Source organism: Brevibacillus panacihumi (assembly GCF_003710985.1).
In the GTDB taxonomy this organism is placed as follows: Bacteria; Bacillota; Bacilli; order Brevibacillales; family Brevibacillaceae; genus Brevibacillus; species Brevibacillus panacihumi.
The window spans coordinates 1-18,586 of the sequence record NZ_RHHT01000053.1 but is presented as its reverse complement, the minus strand read 5'-3'; the positions used below and the strand labels follow the sequence as shown (position 1 = coordinate 18,586).

Here is an 18,586-nt window from a genome sequence, read left to right as displayed (position 1 = left end):
TCCTCCCGTGCGTTTCAAGATGATCCCTGATAGGTTCATCCTGCGACAGGAGATTTATACGGGCTTACCGCCCATTCCGACGTTTATTCCGCATCAGGAAGTTCTGACCACTTGTTGACTTTCTCGGGCGGACGATAATCACGCATGCGGTCCAGCAGAACAGCCGGATCGCTTTCACAGATCAGCAATGGCGTCGCCGTTTCCGGAATGAAGCCAGCTTCAGTCGCATGCTTGACCAACTCCATGACGGGAGTGTAGTATCCTTCGACATTCAACAATCCGATCGGCTTGTCGTGGATGCCGATCTGCCCCCAGCTTACCACCTCGAAAATCTCTTCGAACGTGCCATATCCTCCCGGCAGGGCAATGAAGCCGTCCGCCAGCTCATTCATTTTCGCTTTCCGTTCATGCATGGTGCTTACCTCATGCAGCTCGGTCAGGCTGGTGTGGACAATCTCGCCGCGGAATAAGCCCGTCGGCATGACGCCGATGACGTGACCGCCGCCTTCCAACACCGTATTGGCGACCCGTCCCATCAATCCAAGCTTGGAGCCGCCGTACACCAAGTCCAGTTTCCGGGCGAGCAACTCATTTCCTAACTGCTCAGCAGATTCACTGAACGCTGTATGTACACCCGGATTCGATCCTGCAAAGACACAAATTCGTTTCATCTCGCCCCTCCTGTTGTTGTTTGATCGTTCCTTTGATAGTGTACAGGATAATTTTGTGAAAGACCATGCTGAGTCATCCAAGAATACCAAAAAAGAAGATCCCGCTTCCCCTTTTACTGGGAAACAGGATCTATCTTCAGCTTAGAGCGTCTCGAAAGCTTCCTTCATGACATTGGCAATAAAATCCAGATCCTCGCTTGTGGTAGAGAATGGCGGAGACAGGGTGAGCACATTGTTATATCCCGGAATCGTGTCGCCGTTGCGACCGATGATCAGCCCTCGCTTCTTGCATTCCGCGATGGCCTGGGTCAATTTGGCCGGGGCCGCCGGTTCCTTGGTTTGTTTGTCTTCCACCATCTCAATACCCATCAGGAAGCCGAAGCTGCGGATGTCGCCAACCAGTGGATGATCAGCCAAGAAAGCGAGTTTGGCGCGCAGCTCGGCACCCAACTGCTCGGCTCTCTCCACCAATTGCTCCTCTTCCATCAACTCCAAATTTTTGAGCGCCAGCGCACAAGCTGCCGGATTGCCGCCAAAGGTATTGACGTGGCGGAAATGCTGGTTGGTTCCCTGTTCTTTGAAGGAATCGGCGATTTCCGCTCGTACAGCCGTCGCGGAGAGCGGCAGATAAGCGCTTGTAATCCCCTTCGCCATCGTCACGATGTCCGGTTTGATCCCGAAGTTTTGATGTCCGAATTTCTGGCCTGAACGTCCGAATCCACAGATGACCTCGTCGACAATCAAAAGCACTCCGTATTTATCGCAAATCTCGCGTACTTTGGGCATGTATTCCGGCGGCGGAACGATGACGCCGCCCCCTGTGATCGTAGGCTCCATGATGACCGCCGCCACCGTTTTCTCGCCTTCCCAGTTGATCGCTTGATCGAAGAACTGGGCGCATTCCAGACTGCAATCCCCGTACGTTTTTCCGACTGGACAGCGATAGCAATACGGCGGCGGGACATGGAGGAAGCCCGGAGCCAATGGTTCGTATTTTTCTTTGCGGATCGACTGTCCGGTCGCTGCCAGAGAGCCCATCGTGTTGCCGTGATAAGCGCGGTGACGGGAGATAAACTTGTAGCGTCCCGGCTCGCCATTCTGATGATGGTATTGGCGCGCCAGTTTAAACGCCACTTCATTGGCTTCCGACCCGCTGTTGGAGAAGAAGACGCGATACTCCGCTCCCAGCCACTCGCTTACCTTCTCGGCGAGTCGAATGGCGGGGACGTGGCTTTGTGTTAGTGGGAAATAGGCCAACTGCTTCAACTGCTCATAAGCGGCATCAGCCAGCTCTTGCCTGCCGTAGCCGATGTTGACGCACCATAAGCCCGACATGCCATCCAGGTAGCGATTGCCGTCGATATCCGTGATCCAGGAGCCGCTCGCTTCGGTAGCGATCATGGGATTGGGGTTGTACGGCGACATATGATGCCACATATGCGTGCGGTCTGAATCAAGCAAGCTCTCCTTATCGTAAGGTTTTGTCAGTTGCTCTTGTTCCATGGCAGCATCCCCCTTTTATTTCACAAAGACTTTTTGCGATCCGATACTCGTATCTCCATCCTCGAACCAACGTGATGTCACTGTCTTTTTCTTGGTGAAAAACTCTACACCATCCTTGCCGTTCGCGTGCAGATCGCCGTAAAAAGACTGCTTCCATCCGGAGAAGGCGAAAAAGCCCATTGGTGCCGGCACTCCGACGTTGACGCCTACCATGCCGGCTTCTACCCGCTGCACGAACTCGCGTCCCCATTTTCCATTGTTGGTGTAGATCGTCGCGCCATTTCCGTAGCGGGAACGGCTGATCGTCTCCAGGCCTTCCTCGAAGCTTCCGACCCGCATGACACTCAGCACCGGAGCAAAAATCTCATCGCGGACAATCACCATCTCGGCATCAGCCTTGTCAAAAATCGTGGGGCCGAGGAAATAACCCGCGTCCTTCCCTTTCGCATCCTCCCTGCCGTCACGCACCAAATCTGCGCCCGCTTCCAGTCCTTTTTCGATGAAGCCGTGGACTTTGGCGAGATGGCTGTCCCGGATTACGGGGCCGAGGTCCACGCCTTGCTCCAGCCCATCGCCCATCACCAGAGCGTTCGATTCCTCGATCAAAAGCTGAACCAGCTCATCTGCGATCTCTTCGACAGCAACGACGGCACTGGCTGCCATACAGCGTTCTCCTGCACAGCCAAATGCCGAACTGACAATCGTTTTCGCGGCACGGCGCAGGTCTGTATCCGGCATGACAAGGTGATGATTCTTCGCTCCCGCCAGTGCCTGTACGCGCTTGCCGTGGGCCGCTCCTGTCTTGTAGACGTATTCGGCCACTGGCTGCGATCCGACAAAAGAGATGCCCTTCACATCGGGATGCTCCAGCAAGCCGTTGACGACATCATGCGCCCCGTTGACGACATTGAACACCCCGTCCGGCAGTCCCGCTTCTTTCAGCAATTCTGCGATCCGCACACTGGAGATCGGCGTGCGCTCAGACGGCTTCAAGACAAAGGTATTGCCTGCCGTGATTGCGATGGGGTACATCCACATTGGCACCATGACGGGAAAGTTGAATGGCGTGATCCCTGCGACCACACCGAGCGGGAAGCGAATGACATGGCTGTCGATACTCTTTGCGATATTGGGCAAGGTCTCGCCCATTAACAGGGTGGGCATGCCGCAGGCGAATTCCACCATTTCGAGTGCGCGCAATAGCTCGGCATGCGCCTCTGGCAGGTTTTTTCCGTTCTCCATGGTAATCATCCGCGCCAATTCTTCCTCGTGCTTGGTCAAAAGATGGTGGAAGCGAAACATGATGCGTGCCCTGTCTATTACTGGCGTCTCGCTCCATGCCGGGAAGGCCTCCTTTGCTGCCTGAACAGCCTTGTCCACATCCTCTTTGGTAGAGATCGGTACTTGTGAAAGAATTTCTCCCGTTGCCGGATTCGGTACATCCTCGTAGCGGGAGGCTTTCGCTTCGATCCACTGACCGCCGATGTAATTTTTCAAAGGTTGGGTGACAGTTGTCTGACTCATCCTATCAACTCCTTGCGTTCATTGTTCTTCTCAGCTTTATTTTATCGGAATTTTCAATCCATTATCACTAGACAAAGCGTCATTGGTTGACTTACATTGATCTTACAGTATGTCTAGTTCCTCCAATTGGAGTCTGTAACGAGGTGGAAGATGAGCAATGATTGGCGTTTGAGTGTAGGGGAAGCGCTGCGCCGTCCTTCTTTTCAGCACGCCCAGGTGGTCGCGGGGAGCAAAGGCTTGTCCCGTCCGATCCGCTGGGTTCATGTACTGGAATCTGCTGATACGGGAAAGTACCTGAATGGGGGTGAGCTGATTCTCACGACCGGATTGGGCTTCGGGGAAGCGAAGGAAAAGCGCCTGGCCTATCTGTCCGAGCTGATTCATCGCAAAGCAGTCGGATTATGCGTGGAATTGGGCACCTATCTGCCGATGATTCCAGCTGATATGCTGGAAATGGCGGATCATCACCAGTTCCCCCTGATCGTTTTTCATCAGCCTGTCCGTTTCGTCGACATTACGCTCGATCTGCATGAGCATCTGACGAACCGGCAGCTCCGGGCGTTGCGAGACCTCGAATCCTACTCGCGAAGCCTGCAACAGCTCAGCTTGCAGTCACACGGTTTGCCGAAGCTGCTCCAGCACTTTCAATCAGCTGTACAAACCCAAGTTTTTCTCTATACGCCGGATTCTTTACCATTGTTCTCTCCTCCGGTCGCGCAAGTAGTTCAAACGGAGCTGTCCGCTTTGATGCGGGAACAATTTTTAGCAGATGACAAAGCGAACCCCAATGCCCATTTTTTACCCTTGAATGATAAAAAACAGATTGTTTACCAGCCAGTCATGGCGATGGGACATCTTCTCGCCTATGTCGGCATGATTTTATACGAGCGAACAGCCGATGAGTTCATCCTCCTCACGCTGGACAATACCGTTCATGCGATCGCGCAGATTTTGATGCGCAAGATGTTTGTGGAAGAACAGGCCCTGGCGATGGAGTACCGTTTATTCGACGATTTGCTCGCCAGACGTCCTTTGACAGAGGAGCAGATCCGCACGATCCTGGGTATCTCCGCCTCTGCACGTCCGCCAGCTTATCATCTGATGATGCTTGCCTTTGAGCGCAATGGCAGTCAGGAAGAGACGCTTCCGCCCCATGACGCAACGGCCGTCTTTCGTTCACTGCTGGAGCGTTTGGGCTTTCGGCCCTTTATCCGCTGTGTCGGCAATCGCTTTACTTTTCTGCTTGTGGAAAAACAGCCGGTCAGCCGTCCCCGCAAGCTGCTGGATCGAGTCATGGCTGAGCTGCAGCGAATTCTTGCCCAGCTGATGGGGGCTGATACCACAATCCGGTTCGGGGTCAGCCGCAGCAGCCACCGCTTCTCTGATGCGTCCAAGCATCTGGCTGAAGCGGAGCAAGCGCTTTTGTTTCAGCATGAGTCTGCCAGTCCCTACTTCGCGGATCTCGGTTTGTTCCGGCTGCTTTTCCACATTCCCCAGGAGCCGGTGCTGCAAAGCTTTATCGCGGATTATCTGGGCCCGTTGATCCAATATGATGATAAACACGGCTCCTCCCTCGTCCACACATTGCGCGTCTATCTCGATTGCCATCTCTCCAAACAGGAAACGGCAGAGAAACTGTTTATCCATCGGCAAACGCTATACCATCGTCTGGATAAAATCAGGGAATGCATCGGAGAAGATTTCACCTCGCCGGAACGCCGGATCTGTCTGGAGATTGCGCTGCGCTCGCTAAGCTGGGTGCAGAAGGAGTCTCCTGCGAATTCGATGCAGAAATAGGAAAAAGGCGTGTGGGCTGTTAGCAGTCACACGCCTTTTTCCTTTCGTTACGATTCAGCCAATGAATGGCTTGTACCCTCAACAGGAAGGTTGGCTTTGTCCCATTTTCGGGCGTTTGCGGAATTCATGCGGGGCATTAATGGAAGAAAAAAGGACCTTCTTGATTACTTCGCAGAAATGGCTGGTTTAACTCTCAGCAGTTCATTCGTTTTCAAAATCTTGCCAAAGCCGCTTCCTTTGACAATTTCTTTTACACTTGGTTTTGCTGGGTACATGAGCTACACCTCCTTTCTTTTCTCTTGCGTGCTATCTCTTGATTTTGATTATAGAGGGTACAGAGGGAAAAATCTGTAACGATCATCACAAAACGAAAAAAATTTACTCCAGACAACGCTGAAAATCTGCCCACGTCAATTCGGCAAGCTGCATGGGATCCCATTGTTCTTGTGGAATCTCTGTCAAGCGAATCGCCTGATTTTGCATCGCTTCCTGCACCAGATTTTTGGCGAAGCGTCCATTGCCGCCGATGCCATGCTTCTCAGCAATCTCTGCGAGCCTAGCGGCCAGCTTTTCGACGGTTTCGTCCGTGATCAGATAGCCGGCATTCTTCCCTTCCCGTGCCACGATCTGCACCAGTTGTTCCACCGTATAATCCGGAAAATGGACATATTTTTTAAACCGGGAGACCAGCCCCGGATTGCTGAGCAACAAGCGATTCATTTCCTCTGTGTAGCCAGCGAGGACAACCACCAAATTTTCGCCATGTCTCGTCATTTCCTCTACGAGCGTATGGACGACCTCTTGCCCGTAGTCCTGTTCACTTGTACCAAACAAGGCGTATGCTTCATCGATGAACAGCACTCCCCCGAGGGCTTCCCGAATCTTTCTTTTCGTCAGCGCTGCCGTCTGTCCTACATAACCCGCGACGAGATCCGCTCTGCTTGCTACGACGAGATGCCCACGCTTGAGATAGCCAATCTCCTGCAGAATCTGTGCGTACAAGGCAGCCACCGTCGTCTTGCCAGTCCCGGGATTCCCCGTAAAGACAGCATGCAGCTCCACGGGGCTTGCCTTCATTCCCCTTTCAGCACGCTCTTTTTGGACGCGAACAAAAGCCGTGATTTTCGCCAGTTCCGCCTTCACCTGATCCAGCCCGATCAAAGCTTGCAGCCGCTCGGATGCCGCAGCAGGCTCCTCGTTTGAGGCATCTGCATGAATATCATCCGGGTACAGGACGGTGAAATCGCTCCATTGCAGGTCTTTGCCTGCCGTTGCTTTTCCTTTGGCAAAAATTGCGTCAAGTATGAGGTTGGCGGCCGTCCGTGCATTGCCAAAGCTTTCGTCGACTCGTGATTTTTCGATGCGCTGCCGCAAGCTGCGGATTGCTTCCTCTGTGAGGAGAAAGTCATTTCGCTGGGCGACTTGGGATGCGATCTGCACCAGCTCATCGGTCGAATAATCCGGCAGCAGAAAATGTCCCGCCTCTGGAAATCGGCTGTACAAGCCGGGGTTGGCATACAAAAAGTTCCGCATCTCTTCGGGATAGCCTGCCAGCATGACGACAAAACGCCCGGCGTACTCCCCGCCTGTCATCGCAGCCACCAGCGTATCGATCGCAGCCTGTCCATAATCGCTTCCGGAACTGTCCGCACGTTTCAAACTGTAGGCTTCATCGATAAAAAGAACCCCGCCGTCTGCGCGTTTGACTGCATCCATGACTCGCTGTTCCGTCTGACCGACATAACCGCCGACCAGATGGGAACGGTCCACTTCAATCAGCTGTCCGGACGCGAGCAGCCCCAGCTCTTTGTACAGACGGGCGATCAGACGCGCCAAGGTCGTTTTCCCCGTGCCGGGTTTGCCCATCAGGACGAGGTGAAGGGGCAATTCGTCCTGCATGTGCCAGCCCTTCTCCTCACGCTTTTGCCGATATTGCAAAAACTGGGCAAGCTGTCGGACGCGCTCCTTGATCTCATTCAGTCCGATCAATCCTTCCAATTCCTCAAGGGCCGATGATTCCGTCTTTGCCGGTTTTTCTTCTGTGTCTTGTCGCAGCTCAAAATCCTGCCAGATCTGCTCCAAACGGTTTCGCTGCTCCTGAATGGCGCGAATGGTCTCTTGCAGCTGTCCCAACAGCTCTGTGGAAAAAAAGACGCCTGACAACGAGGCGGCGTAAGCATCCACCTGGAGCTGCAATTTCTCTACAAGTTCTTCGCGATCTTTGAAAAGCTGGTTCAAATCAGCCGTCCATTTGATTGTCTGCTCATCCGCCAGTTTGCGGGCCAGCTCCTGGACATGCGCGATGTTGGCAAGCTGCCGAGCCGTGAATTGCTTTGCTTCGCCAGCAAGCTTCGTCAAGACCTCTACATTTCTCCTGCGCGTCACTACGTTATCGGTCTCCCGGATGGTCGGGAAATTTTCGTTTAATGCCTGTTCCTCCCGCAAATGCAAGATTTCCTGACGAAGCAACAGTTCGAGGGCAACATGGTATTCCGGGTCCAACTGGACAGCGCGTTCCAGCCATTCCCTTGCCAAGCGATGCCCGCCAGCCTTGTTCCAGCGCAGCGAGGAAAGGCAGGTCAGCACGACCGCTTCTGCCCGATCTAGCCATTCCAGCGGTTCTTTTGATCTTCGCTGTTCGATCTCTTCCAGCATAGCCATGCAGGTTCCTTCCGAAAGTTCTGCCGTTTTGGGAAACTCCTTTCGCCACTGCTGGATCGTGGTGTACAAGTCCCGTTCCTGAAGCTGATCCATGTCATTGCTCCTTCCGCTCCATTCCTTCTTCCCTGTTGTAGCATATTTCAAGCAGGATGAAAAGAAAACGCTGCCCCCAACGACCGGAAGCAGCGCACTTGCCAACTCTTATACGTTTATATTGCCCATTTCTACATCTGCAGAAAAATGAGCCTTGGCTGCGTCGAATACTTCTTCTTCCGACTCAGCAGCAATTTTGAACATCGTCACGACTTTGTCGCCGCTGCGTACCTGCACATTGTACTGCGAATCCCCGTCATAGGTAGTGGCAAAATGATACTCTCTGCCATTCACATTCATATTGCGCTCCACAGTGGACACCTCCTACCATAGTGTGCGCAGGAGGCATCCCTTTTAGACAGCAAAAAGCCAATGGGCCTGTTAGACCGGGGAAAACTGAGACAGTACGGCAGGTTGGCGGATCTGCTCACCTGAAGGCAATCCTACGATCAATGTCCCGGAATCCTCTGCCTCAGAGGGATCCCATTTTATGGTAAAGACTTGCGTTGTAAAGGCATCCTCTTCATCCAAAGTCTCAAGCATGGCCCGCAGCGTATCTGCCGTCATGGGGACGGGGACGCTTCTTTTCTCCTCATCAGGGATGGACAACCACTTCGGTGCATCCTCAAAATACTGTACCGTATCAAGCAACAGGGAGACCTGCTGCCAGTTGAGCGGGGAAGTGAATGCTGCAAATGGAACTGTCATGCTATCCTCATCCTTTTTTCTCACCGGATTCATCTGAAAACAGGCTGATTTGTTCTTCCGGTTTTTTCCCGGAAGCCGTATCAGTAGCATTGCTCTCCTTGGGTTCATCGGTAGGCAGTACCGTTTCATAGGCAATCGATTCAATGCCGCCTTCGATCACGGTTCGCCCGATTCCTCCCTGCTCGTTGATGCTGACCTGATCCACCGGTACTGGTTGCCACTCGTTTTGTTTGGTCAGGGCGTACATCGTCTCGTCTACGCTGATCGCCAGCAGCTGGTGCGGACTCGTCTTTCTTTTACGAATCAATTGCACGCCTTTTCCTGCGCGTCCTTGCAGCGGAATATCAGCGATTTTCGTACGCTTGACCACACCGTCCGCAGTAATGAGCGAAAATACGCGTTCGTCCTCTGCCCCGACTGGCATAAAGCTAATCAGCTCGTCTTCCTTCGCCAAGGTGATTGCTTTCACGCCGCTGGAAGCACGCCCTGTGGCTCCTACCTCTTCTGCGAGGAAACGTATGCCCATGCCATCCCGGGTCGCTCCCAAGAGAGCGCCCTGTTCGCCACTAACAAAAACTGTGATGAACTCATCGTCAGCCGACTTCAGCTTGGCTGCTACCAATGCACTGGAGCGGTTTGTCTCATAATCTGCCAAGGCCGTTTTCTTGATCAGTCCGCTGCGGCTGACATGGTAGACGTACAGGGGCTGCTTGAAGTCTTCGACAATGGCGAACCCGACGATCCGCTGCGTCTTTTCCAGCGGGATGACATTGACCACTGCCGATCCAATATCCTTCCACTTGTCATCCGGGAAGGAATTGACCAGTGTAGCGAAATATTTGCCGTCCTGGGTAAAGAACAATGCGGTATGGGAGGTGTTCGTCTCCACAAAGTGGCGCACCCTGTCCCCGTCCTTGACTCCGCAAGTCTCGATCGTTCCTCCCATCGACTTGAAGGAGCGCGGGCTTGTCCGCTTGATATAGCCTTCATTCGTCAAGGTCACGATGCAGTCCTCTGCGTTGATCTGCATCGCGATATCGATTTTGATCTCCTCGATTTCGCCCTGGATCTCGGTCCGGCGCTCTTCGGCGTATTTCTTCTTGATTTCGTTCAATTCGGCTGTAATCACTTGAATCAGTTTTTTCTCGCTGGCCAGGATTGATTTCAGCTCCTCGATCTCTTTCGCCAGCGTCGCCAGTTCCTTTTCCAGCTTGATGATGTCCAAGCGAGTCAAGGAAGCGAGCTGGATGCTGAGAATCGCATCGGCCTGGATCTCGGTAAAGCCGTACTTCTCCATGATATTTTTCTTGGCATCCGCACGGTCTTCGGAATCCATGATGGTATCGACGATTTGCCGCAGAATGGATTTGGCTGCGATCAGCCCTTCCACGATATGCTCGCGGTGCTGCTTTTTGTCCAGATCGTATTGGGAACGGCGCGTCACGACTTCCTTCTGATGGTCGATGTATGCCCCCAGAAGCGCCTTTAGTCCCATCTGGCGAATCGTTCCCTCATGGATGACGTTCATGTTGTAGTTGTAATAGATTTGCAGGTCGGTATTTTTAAACAGATAGTGGAGAATCGCCTGTTCATCCGCTTCCTTGCGAATATCGACGACGATGCGCACCTGTTTTCTGTCCGCTTCTTTTCGGCCTGTTTCATCGCGCACTGCCAAGGCCCCTTCGATTTTTCGCTCCATGACCAGCTCATCGATTTGGGCGACCAGCTTGGACTTGACAACTTCGAACGGAATCTCGGAAATGACGATTTTTTTGACCTTGCCACCCTTCGGCTCCTCGACATGCGTCTTGCCGCGGATGATGAACTGACCCCGTCCGGTCTCAAACGCCTTGCGGATTCCAGATACCCCCTGGACGATTCCGCCAGTCGGAAAGTCAGGACCCTTGACGTGCTTCATCAGCTCATCCAACGAGATATTCGGGTTCTTCATCTGTGCGATCGCGGCATCGATGACTTCTCCCAAATTATGTGTGGGTATATCTGTCGCAAACCCAACTGCGATCCCTGCCGCGCCATTGACCAGCAAATTGGGAAAACGAGAAGGCAAAACAGCAGGCTGCTGTGCCGAATTGTCGTAGTTAGGAATAAACGTGACCGTATCCTTTTCGATGTCGCGCAGCATTTCACTCGCAAGCGCAGACAGCCGGGATTCGGTATAACGCATGGCTGCAGGAGGGTCGGCATCGAGGCTTCCAAAGTTGCCGTGACCCTGAATCAGCACCTGGCGCATCTTCCACCACTGCGCCATGCGGACCATGGTTTCATAGATTGCCGTATCGCCGTGAGGGTGATAGGTCCCCATCACATAACCGACTGTTTTCGCCGATTTGCGGTACGGTTTGTCATTCGTGTTTCCTTCCTGGTACATGGCGTACAGGATGCGTCGCTGCACGGGCTTGAGCCCATCGCGGGCGTCCGGGATCGCGCGGGAGAGAATGACCAGGTTGGCATAATCGCCAAAGCGCTTGCCCATGATCTCTGCAAAGCTCTGCTCGATGATTTGATTGGACAACATCGTTATTCATCCTCCCCGACTTCAAAGGTGACATGGCTCTCGATCCATTCGCGGCGCGGAGGCACTTTATCGCCCATCAGGACGGTGACGAGCTTCTCGCTCTGGGCGAGGTCTTCGATCTGTACTTTGATCAGCTTGCGGGTTTTCGGATCCATCGTCGTCTCCCACAATTGATCTGCGTTCATTTCACCCAAACCTTTGTAGCGCTGCACTTCTGCCCCGCGTCCCAGACGCTTGATCGCCTGCTCCAGCTCTTGATCGCTCCAGCAGTAGATGGATTCGGCGCCTTTGCCCTTGCTTTCTTTTTTCACCTGATAAAGCGGCGGCTGGGCGATGTAGAGGTGGCCTGCTGCGATCATCGGCCGCATGTAGCGGAAGAAAAAGGTGAGCAGAAGCGTCTGGATGTGGGAACCGTCGACGTCCGCGTCAGACATGATGATCACTTTGTCAAAAGCGCAGTTCTCGATCGAAAACTCTTCGCCGATGTCCGTCTCCAAAACTTCGAGAATGGTCCTGAATTCTTCATTGGCCAACACTTCGGACAGCTTGGCTTTCTCCGTATTGAGCGGTTTGCCTCGCAAGCTGAACAAAGCCTGGAATTCGGAGTCGCGCGCTTGCTTGGCGGAGCCCCCCGCCGAATCTCCCTCGACCAGGAACAATTCATTTTTCTTCGGGTCTTTATACTGTGGCGGCGTAAACTTCTCGGATATGGACTTGCGCTTCTTCGCGGATTTCCCTTTTTTGTCCCCGCGCAAGGCTTCGCGCTGCTTGCGCAATTCTTCGCGTATTTCTGCCGAACGCAGGGCCTTGTCCACCAAGAGCTTGCCGATCTCTGGATTCTCCTCCAGGAAAAAGCCAAGTTTTTCCGATATGACCTGCTCCACGATGGTTCGCGCTTCTTCATTCCCCAGCTTGTCCTTGGTCTGCGACTCGAACTGGACATCCGCCATTTGCAGGGACAAAACGCCAAGGAACCCTTCGCGCAAATCATTTCCTGTCAAATTCGGGTCTTTTTCCTTCAGGTATCCCTTCTTGCGGGCAAACTCGTTGAAAATTCGGGTTGTCCCGTTGCGAAACCCGGTTACATGCGTGCCGCCATCTGTCGTGACAATCGAGTTGACATAGGAAACCAGCGTTTCCGCATAGCCGTCGTTGTACTGGAAAGCAAGCTCCACATACACATTGTCCTTCTCGCCTTCAAAATAGACGATTGGATGCAGCGTTTGCTTGCCTTCATTCAAATACTCAACATATGATTTCAACCCATCTTCAAAATAGAACTCTTCCCGCTTCTTCTCCGGTCCGCGTTCGTCAATCAGCACCATGCGCAGCTTTTTGAGCAGAAAGGCTGTTTCGCGAAAACGTTCGCGGATCGTTTCATAATCAAAGCGGACCGTGCCGAACACAGCTTCATCCGGGAGAAAACGAACGGTTGTCCCTGTTCGCTTCGTGCTGCCTACGATTTCGAGGTCAGTCACGGGCTTCCCGACATGCTCGACTCCCTTGTCGTCTACCACATACTCGAACCGCTGCTTGTGAATTTTGCCTTCCCGGTGGATCTCCACCTCGAGCCATTTGGACAAGGCTACTACGACACTGGAGCCAACGCCATGCAAACCGCCGCTTTTTTTGTAGCCGCCGCCGCCAAATTTGCCTCCCGCATGCAAGGTCGTAAAAATGACCTCAGGTACGGGACGGCCCGTTTTGTGCATGCCTATCGGAATTCCCCTGCCATGGTCTTCGACACTGATGCTGCCATCCTTGTACAGGGTGACGATAATGCTGTCATTGGCTCCCGCCAGCACTTCGTCCTTGGCATTGTCGACGATTTCCCACAGCAAGTGATGCAACCCTCTGCTTCCGGTGGAACCTATGTACATACCAGGCCGCTTGCGGACGGCAATCAAGCCTTCCAGGACCTGAATATCATCTTCTGTATACGTCATTTGGAGTGTATCTGCTTCCTTCAATCGCGCTCTCCCCTCTGCCATTTGCAACTTCATCGTACTTCCAGGACAAGGCAGCCTTCGTATCGGCCAGCCTCGTTCCTGATCCCCTGCTGAATAAGATCACCCTATACATATCGGACAAAAAAAGCGAACACTTAATCGCTATTGTACCGTATGCGTTTGAATGTATTCAACTTCATCCCTTTTCCTTTCCCTAAACAGCCCCTGAACTTCTCCTGCTTGGCTGCTGTGCAGTCGTGGTTGACCCAAAAAGCCACCTCACCCTAAGCGAGATGGCTGACGCATAGTGATTGGATATCGAATGACATCGTATAGTGTAGCATTCGTGGTCAGGCTGGGTCAAAAAGAACGGCCTGCCTGTTCCTGCTTTCTATACCCCACTAATTCTTCCAAATCGACATAATACCTTCCCGATTCGCAGGTTTGTCCCAATCCGATTCTTCTGCAAGCATCGGTACCGCTCGCCGCCCCCAGCATGATGGATGACGCCAATTGCGGCCATGTCAAAATTGTGGAGCCCACCTCCTGAAGCGACTCTTTCAGCCGTGAAGACATCGTCTCGTAGCCTACGATTTTCAGGACATGCGGGATTTTCTCCTGGTTGCTGAGGTTTTTGAGTACCTCCATGTCCATTCCTTCCAGCAGGCCATGAAAGATGGGCCGCTCCGGCTCCAAATCAAAGCGCTCGACATCGATCATTCCCCTGTCGCTTGTCTCCATGACAACGGGAATGCCCATCTCCCTCGCTTTGAATCGAATCAGCATCTTCACATCCAGACTGTCGCATTCGTCCAGTACCAGATTCAGTTTGCCGCCTTCCGAAAAAAAGTCGTCGATGTTCTCTTCGGTTATTCCCTCTTCATAGCATATCACCTTTAAAAATGGGTCGATTTCCGCAATTGCTCTGGCAGCGATCACGACTTTCGGCACGCCCAATTCGTGGACGCCTGCTCGTATACGATTCAGATTGGATAGCTCCAGCGCATCAAAATCAGCCAGGCGCAATTCTCCTGCAATTCGTTCCATCGCCAGCGTCATGGCGATGGAGTGGCCGACCGAAAGTCCGATCACCCCGATTTTTTGTTCCCGCAGGCGAAGCTGTTCTTCAGCCGTGATTTTATTGCGATTGCGATTGGTTCGCACAAAAGTGAATGCTTCTTCATCCAGCAGATGAACGAGGAGTTGTTTCCAAGGATAGTACACCCATACCCCCAGCTCTGCCACATCCTTCTCCCCGATCTGCCGCTCCACCTCCTGGCGAAGCTCTTCTGTTGTCCATCTTCGTCCCGGATGCATCGCCTTGACCCATTCCTCCAGTTGACTGAGATACGTGTCCATCACTTCCAGATGGGGAACCGTCTCCATCAAGGCAGACATTTGCTCTTTATCCCGGCGATTCGCGAGGCAATAAAAACGCGGCTTGTAGGTATGCAGCTTTTCTCCTTCTCTTGAGCGAGTATTCAGTATCGTCATCGAATTTTGCACAATCTCATCCCCTCATCCGAGCTTCCTTGCTACAGAAAGACTTTTTGACCTTTTACTTCCTTGACCAGAGGCTTGATGCGAAAATCGAGCTTATACACGGCTGGCTGTTCCCGAACGGGCCGATCCGGCTTCCAATATTTGCTGAAGGAACGGCGCATTCTGTCATGCTCCTCTGATGCAATCAACTGCGACTCCGGCATATCGTGCATCACGAATCCGCACCCGACCATATACCGTTTTACATGCGGCGGCATAATCACGAAGCTTGTCCGGTATTTGCGGCTTTTCAAAAAGCGGAAGGCTCCCCGCAGCAAGACGCGAAAGAGATGCCGCTTGTGCAAGTCCAGCAAAAGCCTGATCTCCTTGTCCAGCAATGCGACTGGTACGTCCAACAGCGGGTGGTAGGAAAATCGGGAGAATTCCACTGCGCGGACATCTGCTTGCTGCCTGGTAAAAAGTTCGAAGCAATCCAGTTCCTGATCCATCAGCACTCTGACACTCACCAACGGCAGCATAACTTCTCCTATTTGCTGGTAAACAATAAAAACTTCTGTCCTCTTTTCGCTTTCGGAGGCAATATCTTCGTAGGTGAGCTGATCATGCAGGTAATGAAAGTTATAGCTGCAGTTGACGATGTCCTTGATGGTCTGGTGCAAATCCTTTTCCTCACGACCCACCCGCTTGTAGACATAAGCGTTTGCATCCAAGGCAGAGTCGGAAAAAGGGTCTTCATGTCTGGTCAGTCTCGTGTACATATGCAGGAGTTGTTCGTTGCGAAAGGCAGGTGGGGGGACATTCAGTAAAGCTTGCAAAGGGATCGTAGCGCAATGACTGGCGGCAAACGGAACTTCATACGGCTCATGCACAACCGTCCATGCAGAATGTGAAGGCATGATTTGCATTCCCTCCGATACATACTTTCAAAAATCAATTCTTCGATTTACTTTAAAGTTCAACAATTTCCTATCATTTCCTCCATATTTGTACATTTTTTACCATTTATGTTATGAACAGTTCGGGTAAATCTAAGAAGGCACGATGCAGTGATCGACATAAGGGGGATATCTATGATCAGCGCTACCAAACCGTTCGTCAAATTTCATCGCTACGACCAGGAACTGGTATCCGATATTCAGGCGCTCAATTCTTCCGGCTACCATAAGGATGACATTTGGGTCATCAAATGGAACCCGGACAAGAACCACTCGAATCAGCGGAACAATTTTTATAAATTCAGCACCCATTTCGAAAGTGCAGTCGGGGATATTGACAGCAAGGCTCACTTTTTTGACAACGGCGGAGAAGAGATGCGGACTCGCTTGGAAAAGCTGGGGCTGACCAAAGACGAGGCTTCGGCACTTGTCAGGGAGTTGCAGGAGACGGACTACACCTGCTTGCTGGTGGTCCGTGATTTGAAGGATAACATCATCAAGATGCACAATTGAAAAAGCAGATACAAAAAAAGTCACTGCTGGGAAAAGAGCAGTGACTTCCTATTTTATTCGTCTTCCTTGATCAATTCGATGCCTTCCAATACCTCGTTCAGTTTCTCGTAGACAGCATTTTCTTCGTTCTCTTCCAATGGAACGAGTTCACCCTTATCGAGTTGGAATACGAAGATATCCACTTCTTCTTCCAATTCTTCTTCCTCTTCCTCATCCTCGATCGCTTCGACCAAGGCAATATATTCTTTACCGTTCAAGTCAAACATGGCAATTACCTCGAAATCGCCCAACGGTTCACCATCTTCATCATCAAGTGTAAAAATATCGCCTAGTTGGAGGTCTTTATTTTCTTCTGTCAATGCGTTCACGTCCTTACGATGGAATAGTCTTTTCGACTTCATCATACCGTTTTTTTCCGGTAGACGCAAACAGGCGAATGGGGTCATGGTACAGGCAATCTCACTTCAAAGGTAGTACCCACTCCCACTTTGCTGTCGACACTTATAGTCCCCCCATGGTGCGAGATAATTTTAAAGCTGACCATCAGGCCCAAGCCAGTCCCTGTCTCTTTTGTGGTATAAAAGGGCTCTCCCAGCTTGGCGAGTCTGTCCTCCGGAATCCCACATCCCTCGTCACGAAAGGAAATGACAATCGTCTGCTGTTCCCGCCTGACGGTGACTCTGACTTCGCCACCATTCGGCATGGCTTCAATGGCGTTTTTGAGCAGATTGAGAAATACCTGCTTGATCTGATTTTCTTCCGCATTGATACACGGGAGGTTGGGCTCGTATTGTGTGATGATCTGGACATTTTTCATGATGGCGTGTGTTTTGGCAAGCGCGATGATGTGGTCGAGCAGAGGCTTGATTTCGCACAATCGATGAACGACGGCTTGGGGCTTGGCAAGCACGAGAAATTCACTAATGATAAATTCAATGCGGTTCAGCTCCGAGAGCATGATCGAGAAATATTCCTGTTTTCCCCCATGCGTCTGCAAAAGCTGAACAAACCCTTTCAGAGAGGTCAAAGGGTTGCGGATCTCATGCGCCACTCCTGCCGCCATCTGGCCTACCACAGACAGCAATTCTGACTTGCGCACCATTTCCTCTGCTTGCTTGCGCTCGGTGACATCCTGCAAAATGCCGATGACTGCCGGCTTGCCTTTGTACATGCTGGTTTTTTGCAAGACTTCCACGTCGATCACTCTGCCATCCTTGCACAGTCCGCGAAAAGGGTAATGCAAATTCCTGCGGTCTCCTTCCAGCCGCAGCCTTTGATGCTCTATTATCGTGTCTCTTCCTTCGGGGACTGCCAGCTCTGCTGCCGTCATCGTGACCATCTCTTCCTGCGTGTAGCCGAACATATCGGCCAGGCGAGGATTGACGTAGACGAATCCTTCCTGCTCGACAAACGCGATGTAGACGCCAATGAGAGTGTCTTCTACAAGACTGCTGTACAGTTCCTGCGCTTCAAGCAATTGCTGCTCAATCTGCTTTCTTTCCGTGATTTCCATGCAGGACCCGATCACTTCCCGGACGATTCCGTCAATGTGGACGGGCGAAAGAATTGTGTGAAAGACTCTGCCGTCTCGTTGGGACTCGTAATCGACGACCTGCCCGCTGTAAGCCTTTTCAAACAATGGCATGAGCCTCGCAGCATCCTCCAGCAGGATGTCTTCAATCCGCTCCCCTTCCAGCCCGAACTCACGGGCAATTTTACCGACGGATAAGGTTACGACAAAATGCCCTTCTTCATTACGGGAATACTTAAAGATTTGATTATGCATATTCTCCACTGTCCTTAACAATTCTTCCGCAATAGGAACCTCACTGAGTCCAGTTGTCCGCGTTTGCAAAGATCATGCACCTCATTACCCGTTAAAAGATTATGGACAATATTCACCATTCTGGATAAATTTCCTCTTTTTGCAATTGAATATCCACAACCTGGACACAAAAAAACAACCCGCCACAGGCAGATTGTCTCATTTCATTACTCGTTATACTCTTGCAAGACTCCTTTTTCCAGCAGAAACGCTTCTTCTGCCTGCAAAATCGCGATGATGGCATCCCGCTTTGCATACAAGCCGGCCGATGCAAGCCTGCTCTCGATAAAGCGCAGCATTTCTTCAAAATCAATGATCTGTACCTCTTGATCACTCACGAATAAAAACCTCCCACTATAAATTAATGT

At 51.9% G+C, this 18,586-nt stretch carries 15 protein-coding genes; 2 read left to right on the top strand and 13 right to left on the bottom strand.

Going from position 1 to position 18,586, the window contains the following annotated elements:
* Positions 1-83: 83 nt before the first annotated feature.
* The 3 genes from EDM58_RS20375 to EDM58_RS20365 all read right to left on the bottom strand — a co-directional run bounded on the left by EDM58_RS20375 (position 84) and on the right by EDM58_RS20365 (position 3,698).
* Positions 84-671, bottom strand: coding sequence for an LOG family protein (locus EDM58_RS20375; protein WP_122914949.1), 588 nt, complete (start codon positions 669-671; stop codon positions 84-86).
* A gap of 141 nt (positions 672-812) precedes the next feature.
* Positions 813-2,174: an aspartate aminotransferase family protein gene (locus tag EDM58_RS20370; RefSeq protein ID WP_122914948.1), complete on the bottom strand. Its 1,362-nt coding sequence runs from the start codon at positions 2,172-2,174 to the stop codon at positions 813-815.
* A gap of 15 nt (positions 2,175-2,189) precedes the next feature.
* Positions 2,190-3,698, bottom strand: coding sequence for a CoA-acylating methylmalonate-semialdehyde dehydrogenase (locus EDM58_RS20365; protein ID WP_122914947.1), 1,509 nt, complete (start codon positions 3,696-3,698; stop codon positions 2,190-2,192).
* 150 nt (positions 3,699-3,848) lie between these two features.
* Between EDM58_RS20365 and EDM58_RS20360 the strand changes: the two genes are divergently transcribed.
* Positions 3,849-5,495: a PucR family transcriptional regulator gene (locus EDM58_RS20360; RefSeq protein ID WP_122914946.1), complete on the top strand. Its 1,647-nt coding sequence runs from the start codon at positions 3,849-3,851 to the stop codon at positions 5,493-5,495.
* Between the two features lie 378 nt (positions 5,496-5,873).
* Here EDM58_RS20360 and EDM58_RS20355 read toward each other — a convergent pair whose 3' ends face one another.
* The 7 genes from EDM58_RS20355 to EDM58_RS20325 form a co-directional block, all read right to left on the bottom strand.
* Positions 5,874-8,249 carry an AAA family ATPase gene (locus tag EDM58_RS20355; RefSeq protein ID WP_122914945.1) on the bottom strand — a complete coding sequence of 792 codons (2,376 nt, stop codon included), beginning with the start codon at positions 8,247-8,249 and terminating at the stop codon, positions 5,874-5,876.
* 108 nt (positions 8,250-8,357) lie between these two features.
* Entirely contained in the window at positions 8,358-8,561 is a 204-nt protein-coding gene (locus EDM58_RS20350) for a hypothetical protein (protein ID WP_183187572.1), read from the bottom strand.
* Positions 8,562-8,630: 69 nt separating this feature from the next.
* A complete protein-coding gene (locus EDM58_RS20345) occupies positions 8,631-8,957 on the bottom strand; it encodes a hypothetical protein (protein ID WP_122914943.1) in 327 nt (108 codons plus the stop codon).
* Between the two features lie 7 nt (positions 8,958-8,964).
* Complete coding sequence (gene parC / locus EDM58_RS20340; RefSeq protein WP_122914942.1) at positions 8,965-11,493, bottom strand: DNA topoisomerase IV subunit A; 2,529 nt, start codon at positions 11,491-11,493, stop codon at positions 8,965-8,967.
* 2 nt (positions 11,494-11,495) lie between these two features.
* Positions 11,496-13,496 (bottom strand): DNA gyrase/topoisomerase IV subunit B, encoded by a 2,001-nt coding sequence (locus EDM58_RS20335; protein ID WP_023556997.1) that lies wholly within the window; start codon positions 13,494-13,496, stop codon positions 11,496-11,498.
* A gap of 306 nt (positions 13,497-13,802) precedes the next feature.
* On the bottom strand, positions 13,803-14,948 hold the full coding sequence (locus EDM58_RS20330; RefSeq protein ID WP_246000909.1) for an Rv1355c family protein: 1,146 nt from the start codon (positions 14,946-14,948) through the stop codon (positions 13,803-13,805).
* A 29-nt stretch (positions 14,949-14,977) separates the two neighbouring features.
* Positions 14,978-15,841, bottom strand: coding sequence for a hypothetical protein (locus tag EDM58_RS20325; protein ID WP_122914941.1), 864 nt, complete (start codon positions 15,839-15,841; stop codon positions 14,978-14,980).
* 174 nt (positions 15,842-16,015) lie between these two features.
* On the opposite strand from EDM58_RS20325, the gene EDM58_RS20320 reads away from it, so the two are divergent.
* Positions 16,016-16,393 carry a YflT domain-containing protein gene (locus EDM58_RS20320; protein WP_023557000.1) on the top strand — a complete coding sequence of 126 codons (378 nt, stop codon included), beginning with the start codon at positions 16,016-16,018 and terminating at the stop codon, positions 16,391-16,393.
* Positions 16,394-16,446: 53 nt separating this feature from the next.
* Here EDM58_RS20320 and EDM58_RS20315 read toward each other — a convergent pair whose 3' ends face one another.
* From EDM58_RS20315 to EDM58_RS25840, 3 genes are all read right to left on the bottom strand, one after another.
* Complete coding sequence (locus tag EDM58_RS20315; RefSeq protein ID WP_122914988.1) at positions 16,447-16,752, bottom strand: DUF1292 domain-containing protein; 306 nt, start codon at positions 16,750-16,752, stop codon at positions 16,447-16,449.
* Positions 16,753-16,835: 83 nt separating this feature from the next.
* A complete protein-coding gene (locus EDM58_RS20310; RefSeq protein ID WP_122914940.1) occupies positions 16,836-18,179 on the bottom strand; it encodes an ATP-binding protein in 1,344 nt (447 codons plus the stop codon).
* Between the two features lie 206 nt (positions 18,180-18,385).
* The gene (locus tag EDM58_RS25840; protein ID WP_246000907.1) at positions 18,386-18,556 is read right to left on the bottom strand and encodes a hypothetical protein; all 171 of its coding nucleotides are present in this window, start codon (positions 18,554-18,556) and stop codon (positions 18,386-18,388) included.
* Between the last annotated feature and the right edge of the window lie 30 nt (positions 18,557-18,586).

Excerpts from the sequence above, each read along its gene's own strand:
- EDM58_RS20345 (WP_122914943.1), bottom strand. The coding sequence starts at position 8,957 with ATGACAGTTCCATTTGCAGCATTCACTTCCCCGCTCAACTGGCAGCAG.
- parC (WP_122914942.1), bottom strand. The coding sequence starts at position 11,493 with ATGTTGTCCAATCAAATCATCGAGCAGAGCTTTGCAGAGATCATGGGC.
- EDM58_RS20365 (WP_122914947.1), bottom strand. The coding sequence starts at position 3,698 with ATGAGTCAGACAACTGTCACCCAACCTTTGAAAAATTACATCGGCGGT.
- EDM58_RS20335 (WP_023556997.1), bottom strand. The coding sequence starts at position 13,496 with ATGAAGTTGCAAATGGCAGAGGGGAGAGCGCGATTGAAGGAAGCAGAT.
- EDM58_RS20325 (WP_122914941.1), bottom strand. The coding sequence starts at position 15,841 with ATGCCTTCACATTCTGCATGGACGGTTGTGCATGAGCCGTATGAAGTT.
- EDM58_RS20360 (WP_122914946.1), top strand. The coding sequence starts at position 3,849 with ATGAGCAATGATTGGCGTTTGAGTGTAGGGGAAGCGCTGCGCCGTCCT.
- EDM58_RS20320 (WP_023557000.1), top strand. The coding sequence starts at position 16,016 with ATGATCAGCGCTACCAAACCGTTCGTCAAATTTCATCGCTACGACCAG.
- EDM58_RS20370 (WP_122914948.1), bottom strand. The coding sequence starts at position 2,174 with ATGGAACAAGAGCAACTGACAAAACCTTACGATAAGGAGAGCTTGCTT.
- EDM58_RS20375 (WP_122914949.1), bottom strand. The coding sequence starts at position 671 with ATGAAACGAATTTGTGTCTTTGCAGGATCGAATCCGGGTGTACATACA.
- EDM58_RS20310 (WP_122914940.1), bottom strand. The coding sequence starts at position 18,179 with ATGCATAATCAAATCTTTAAGTATTCCCGTAATGAAGAAGGGCATTTT.
- EDM58_RS20355 (WP_122914945.1), bottom strand. The coding sequence starts at position 8,249 with ATGGATCAGCTTCAGGAACGGGACTTGTACACCACGATCCAGCAGTGG.